The organism is Aeromonas sp. QDB68 (assembly GCF_027707405.1).
In the GTDB taxonomy this organism is placed as follows: domain Bacteria; phylum Pseudomonadota; class Gammaproteobacteria; order Enterobacterales; family Aeromonadaceae; genus Aeromonas; species Aeromonas caviae.
Genome location: NZ_JAPCIQ010000163.1, coordinates 1 through 4,969, shown reverse-complemented (window position 1 = coordinate 4,969; position 4,969 = coordinate 1). Strand labels below are relative to the sequence as shown.

Sequence of the window (4,969 nt, the reverse complement as noted above, 5' to 3'; positions counted from 1 at the left end):
AGATCGGCTCAAACTGAAAAAATGAAATGACTGAGTCAGCCGAGAAGAATTTCCCCGCTTATTCGCACCTTCCCTAGGACTTTGGTTTGTGTGGGGCTGGTGGTCTGACTGCTCCGAGCAGCAATGCACTGTTCACTAACCATCGCGGCCATGTTCTCATAAATGGCTTTGCCTTCTCGCGTCATGGAGTGGGGGAAATAATAAATGCCCTCCCCCTTCACCACATTCTTAGCCATATAACCAGCCACCCACGAGATAGCATTCCGCACACCATGGCGGCGCTTTATTACCAGTTGCCGCCTCGCGTCGCTACCGCTCCACTTCCCGCCCATCTTCTTAAGTGCTGCGCGTTGCGCGTCCGTGACATTGCCGGGTGTGAGGGTGTGCAAGTGGGCGCGACCCTCTTTGTCCCTCTCAAGGTTGAAAGAGACATCGAGGCCAAAGATCTCGTCCAGCTTCTTTCGTACCGAGTCCCTAAGATGCTCAAGGGATCGCTGGGCCTTCTTTTCGGAGAAATTCAGAGTTATGGCTGAATACTCACCTCGACTCGCCTTTAGGTGTCCGAGAATTCCAAAGGCCCACCGCTCAGGTCTGGATAGTTCATCCCATTCAGGGAGGGGGTGTTTCCTCCAATCCTTCCTAACTGCAATCAGGATCTTGTTTTGGTCACTATCAGGGGTAATACCCATAACCACGGGTCGGATCATTTTCTGCGGGTCTTGGTTAGCAGCAAGGCACGCCAGCTCTAGGTTTTGCCGTGCAATTTTGCGTCTCAAACCACGTTCAAAATTTCCATTTTTCCGATTAGAGCGCCGCCCCAAATCTGTCTCTGCATGGTTTGCGAAATGCCATTGCCTACGAGGCGTGCCATGTGCGTATGAGTCACGTTCTATCAGTTCGCGGATGAAATTCACGCGAAATGCAACCACACTAGGCCGCTCAAGTATTGATGACCGGTCATTGAACACCGAGTTCTCTGCTGATACTCTATCCATAGTTAAAACCTTTTGTGCCGCCTCATTGGGCGGCTTCTTTTTTTCTGTTTTACCTGCTTGCCAGCGGCAAGCCCTCATTCAATTATCGTTCACCTCATCCCCTGAACGCCTGTAAAGCGCGTACAACAACAACCTGACCGGTTAGGGTCAGTATTCATGGGGATTCCAGCGAAAGGACGCCGCGAAATGGGCGTTAGCGAAGAGGTAGGGCCGACTCATCGGCCAAAATTACGAGGTTAATTTGCAGCATGGGTGGGGTCGCCGTCAACCTGCATCATCCTAGCGGCGCATCGGCCCAGCTATCGCGCTCGGCCCTGATCGCCAACATCTCCTCGTCGGTGTAGTCTCTCACAACCAGCTCCGGCAGGGCTTCAACGATTTCCGGCTCCGCTGCCAGTGTGAGAACCCGGCGCAACCCATCAGCGGCTAGCTTGCTGGCTGTGGCACACGCTGAAAGGATCTTGGTCGCTTGGTGCCTGTCACATTCACTATCAATCGTTAGGCTCTCTAGCAGCTCGGCTGTCTTGGTGTGGATTTGGTTACAAAGTGCAACCTGTGACCGGACAAGGCGAGCCCCCTCCGAGGCTGCGAACTCAGAAGACAATGAGGCCCGCAATCCGGCGCGGGCCTCCTCTATCAACTCCTCCCGCATCGAGTCGGGGCGAACACCTGAACGCCCCCGGATCCGTTTCACTGTGGATAGGCTGATTCCCGTCTGCTCGGCGATAGCAACAATCGGCCATCCTGCCGCGAGAGCTGCGGCAACCTGCGCTTCAAGGGCGGGGGAGGTGCGACGCATCGCGGCCCCCCTCTATTCCGAGCGCATCACACGGGGTCAATTGCTCCCACCGGGTGATTGCCAACTCCACAATTTGCGTAGGCGACATATTCAGAGCGCTGGCCCATATCGCCACACGTTCCGCGACAGGACGGGATAGCCGTATCACCTGGACTGTTTTTTGCGGCTTCATGCTTTCCCCTCGCCATGCTCCAAACCCTGCTGCTGTTCGCAGAACATCGTCCATAAACGCGCATTCCCATTTTGATATGTCAGGGTTGCCGCCCGCTCATTGTCATTGTCTATGGGGGCTACTGCCGCCGATTGTGGGATCCTAGACAGCATGGAGACGAAGAAATCATTTTCTACTGGCACATGCATAGATATCAGATCCACCCCGGCAGGTGATACGAGCAAGGAGCGGACGATCTCGCGCAACCCTAACACCTGCTGTAATGCGAAAAATCTCCGGCTATCCATACGCCTCGCCTCGCATAGATTACGAACAGCCCCATAAAGCCGGGTATCAATAACTCGGGCCTGCTCTTCATTGGTCTTTTGAACCTCAAGGATTACATCGCGAGCCGCCACAACATCCCCCTTATCCATCAGTTCCAAAGCGTATGAGAGCTTGCCCGCTGTCACACCATGCGCCTGTTCGAAACGCGTTTCCGGGATCATGCTTTACCTCCATTGCGGGCCAATGCCGCCGCTATACGATACGAGCCGCCAAGGCTTCCACGCTCAATAGTGCGCTGACGCTGCTTCTCGATTTCCTCCTTAACTTCCATGCGCATCCTGTCCGCCAAATCTAGATGGGTCTCACGCTCTTCAATCCAGCCGATTTCCCCTTCACCAGTGATGATCTCGTCGTCTTCAATCTGCTCAACCGGTATACCGGCAAGCTCTGCTAAAAACGCTTTGTCCCTACCTTCCAGATAGTGCGCATCCTCACCCATCCGCTCTGCGAGCTGACGCTTCAATATTGAAACCTTCATGTATAAGCCTATAAATCTCAATAAGTTACAATGATTGCATGTTACACAAACAGATGACCGATCACCATATTTAAGACAAAAAAATACCGGCGCTTGGCCGGTATGTTGTTGCTTTATTCGCGTGTTGTTTGGATCGTCATTACGCTGCTTTGCAGGCTCGCTTCACACTGGCGGGTGAAATCCCAAAATGTTCGGCGGTCGCCTGGATGCTTGCGCTGTTTTCCTTCCGCCAGATAGCAACGGCAACATCATCAATGGTCTTTTCTCGCCCTAATGCTTTGCCCTCTGCCTTGGCCTTGGCGATCCCGGCCATCTGACGGGCCTTGATATTTGAGCGTTCCAGCTCTGCGACAGCGGCCAGCATGGTCAGCATTGCCTTACCGATTGGCGTGGATAGGTCGAACCCCTCCCGCAAGCTGATAATCGACACGCCCTTGGCTTGCAGCGCTTCAACCGTGTGTAGAACGTCGATGGTGTCACGCCCAAGACGGTCAACAGCGGGAACAATTAGCGTATCCCCCTTCCGCACAAACTTGAACAGCTCGGAGAATTCCGGGCGCTCTAATGCCTTCACTGCGCCAGATATGCCCTCGTCTGCGAACCACGTTTCTACCTTGTGAATCTGCTCAATGCTGTGTCGCTGAGCCTCTACGCTTTGCTCGCCAGTGCTCACCCTCAGATACCCGATAACCGCCATAACAATTCCCCACAGATAGCTCAAAAACTATGGCTCACAATATAGTGATAGCTCATATTGAAATCAACACTTTTGAGCCATCATTTTCAGTGGGGTGTTTAGGTGGCTCAAAAGGTACACAATATGAGCCATATAAACCGAGCCATCGTTGTGATCGTAAACATGAAAAATGATATCTGAGTTAGTGACCGTTTATCTCTCATGGTCATGCTCTGATCGTTGCTAGTGCTGGTGTCATAATTCGGTCATTTTATGACACTAGATATCCATATCGTCTACAAAGCACTAGGCGTTGGAGCTGGAAACTGTCAAAAAATATCCTAGTAACATTCACAAAAAAAAGGCCCCATTGGGGCCTTATGTCGATTTGAATACCTTATCAAAGAATTCCAGAAGGTAGTGTCTGGTAGGCGTGAGGCTTGTCTTTGTCAACAACCTTCGGTTGGGTAATACGGTTTCGATCTTGCCTGTTATCAACGATAACGACAGTCTCTACATCTCCGCCTTCCCAGCGTTTAGCAGCCCCCCTCTGATACTCCTGCAAAATCTTAGCAAGATCAACGGTTTCAGAGTTGCTCTGACTCACTGACGCAACCTTAGATGCTGGTACAAACATAACAAACACTCCTCAATTGCAGCTAGAGCAATCCATGCTCGATTAGACATACACATACCTAGCTATGCCTTTCTGTAAACCATACAAGCTGGGAACTTTTGTGCAAGCTACTTCGACTTAGTCAGACCGCGAACACTTCAGTTAGTTCCTAGTTTCAGAGACAGACCCGCAGAGCTTAAACATGACAAGTCACATGCAAGTATCAGGCCTGATTATACAATCGTACATAGTAATACATGCATTTTGGTACGATTCAGTTCAAGCCCGAACACGAGCCTGATGAATATAGAAAAACGATGATTTTCATCATGTGTCCTAACGATTGGCTTGCATCTGAACGTGATCCTAAACCGCATCTGCGCCAGTTACTTCCGCTTCAACTACATCGGCCTCAGCTGCATCGGCTTCATCGGCTTCAGCTTCAGGCGCATCACCGTTAACTGTATCTTCTCCTTTAGCAACACATCCGTGATCATCACTGCTCTCTTTTAAGTAATCATTTAGATGTACAAGTAAAGGGCCAGAATTAGCTATCCTTTCATCAACTATTGGGCCGAGTATCTGGCTCAACGCAATTAAAGCATCTCCCGGCTCGGTTACTACATTAAATAATCTATCCTCCGCTTCAATTCGATCAATCACATAAGAATGCGAAGGGTATTGGGCGATCAAATGGCTAAGGGCATTCGGTTTAAGAATACCCTTATTTAATCTATTTCCATACTCATATGCTATTTGCATAGATCTATGAACCTCCCCTAATCTCATTGGTTCAAGTTGTTCATAGATCGGACTGAGCAGCCCTATTGCTGACTCTTATACACAAGTAGCGCCCTGAACGGAACCATTCCCGTTTTCCAGGATCTGATCTTCCATGTGACCTCC

The 4,969-nt window shown here is 50.6% G+C and carries 7 protein-coding genes; all 7 read right to left on the bottom strand.

What is annotated here, in order from left to right; translation table 11 throughout:
- Positions 1-35: 35 nt before the first annotated feature.
- The 7 genes from PG892_RS21660 to PG892_RS21630 all read right to left on the bottom strand — a co-directional run bounded on the left by PG892_RS21660 (position 36) and on the right by PG892_RS21630 (position 4,825).
- Entirely contained in the window at positions 36-707 is a 672-nt protein-coding gene (locus PG892_RS21660) for a hypothetical protein (RefSeq protein WP_270825842.1), read from the bottom strand.
- A 562-nt stretch (positions 708-1,269) separates the two neighbouring features.
- Complete coding sequence (locus PG892_RS21655) at positions 1,270-1,794, bottom strand: helix-turn-helix domain-containing protein (RefSeq protein WP_270825840.1); 525 nt, start codon at positions 1,792-1,794, stop codon at positions 1,270-1,272.
- Positions 1,795-1,962: 168 nt separating this feature from the next.
- The gene (locus tag PG892_RS21650) at positions 1,963-2,454 is read right to left on the bottom strand and encodes a hypothetical protein (protein ID WP_111912475.1); all 492 of its coding nucleotides are present in this window, start codon (positions 2,452-2,454) and stop codon (positions 1,963-1,965) included.
- Entirely contained in the window at positions 2,451-2,756 is a 306-nt protein-coding gene (locus PG892_RS21645; protein WP_162627341.1) for a hypothetical protein, read from the bottom strand. The genes PG892_RS21650 and PG892_RS21645 overlap by 4 nt, the downstream gene beginning before the upstream one ends.
- Before the next feature lie 154 nt (positions 2,757-2,910).
- The gene (locus PG892_RS21640) at positions 2,911-3,468 is read right to left on the bottom strand and encodes a recombinase family protein (protein WP_111912479.1); all 558 of its coding nucleotides are present in this window, start codon (positions 3,466-3,468) and stop codon (positions 2,911-2,913) included.
- Between the two features lie 379 nt (positions 3,469-3,847).
- Positions 3,848-4,084 carry a hypothetical protein gene (locus PG892_RS21635; RefSeq protein WP_113722096.1) on the bottom strand — a complete coding sequence of 79 codons (237 nt, stop codon included), beginning with the start codon at positions 4,082-4,084 and terminating at the stop codon, positions 3,848-3,850.
- Positions 4,085-4,429: 345 nt separating this feature from the next.
- Positions 4,430-4,825 (bottom strand): hypothetical protein, encoded by a 396-nt coding sequence (locus PG892_RS21630; RefSeq protein ID WP_270825836.1) that lies wholly within the window; start codon positions 4,823-4,825, stop codon positions 4,430-4,432.
- Positions 4,826-4,969 lie beyond the last annotated feature (144 nt).

What these genes read in the sequence shown, in the direction of transcription:
- PG892_RS21660 (WP_270825842.1), bottom strand. Translation starts at nt 707, where the DNA reads ATGATCCGACCCGTGGTTATGGGTATTACCCCTGATAGTGACCAAAAC.
- PG892_RS21655 (WP_270825840.1), bottom strand. Translation starts at nt 1,794, where the DNA reads ATGCGTCGCACCTCCCCCGCCCTTGAAGCGCAGGTTGCCGCAGCTCTC.
- PG892_RS21650 (WP_111912475.1), bottom strand. Translation starts at nt 2,454, where the DNA reads ATGATCCCGGAAACGCGTTTCGAACAGGCGCATGGTGTGACAGCGGGC.
- PG892_RS21640 (WP_111912479.1), bottom strand. Translation starts at nt 3,468, where the DNA reads ATGGCGGTTATCGGGTATCTGAGGGTGAGCACTGGCGAGCAAAGCGTA.
- PG892_RS21635 (WP_113722096.1), bottom strand. Translation starts at nt 4,084, where the DNA reads ATGTTTGTACCAGCATCTAAGGTTGCGTCAGTGAGTCAGAGCAACTCT.
- PG892_RS21630 (WP_270825836.1), bottom strand. Translation starts at nt 4,825, where the DNA reads ATGCAAATAGCATATGAGTATGGAAATAGATTAAATAAGGGTATTCTT.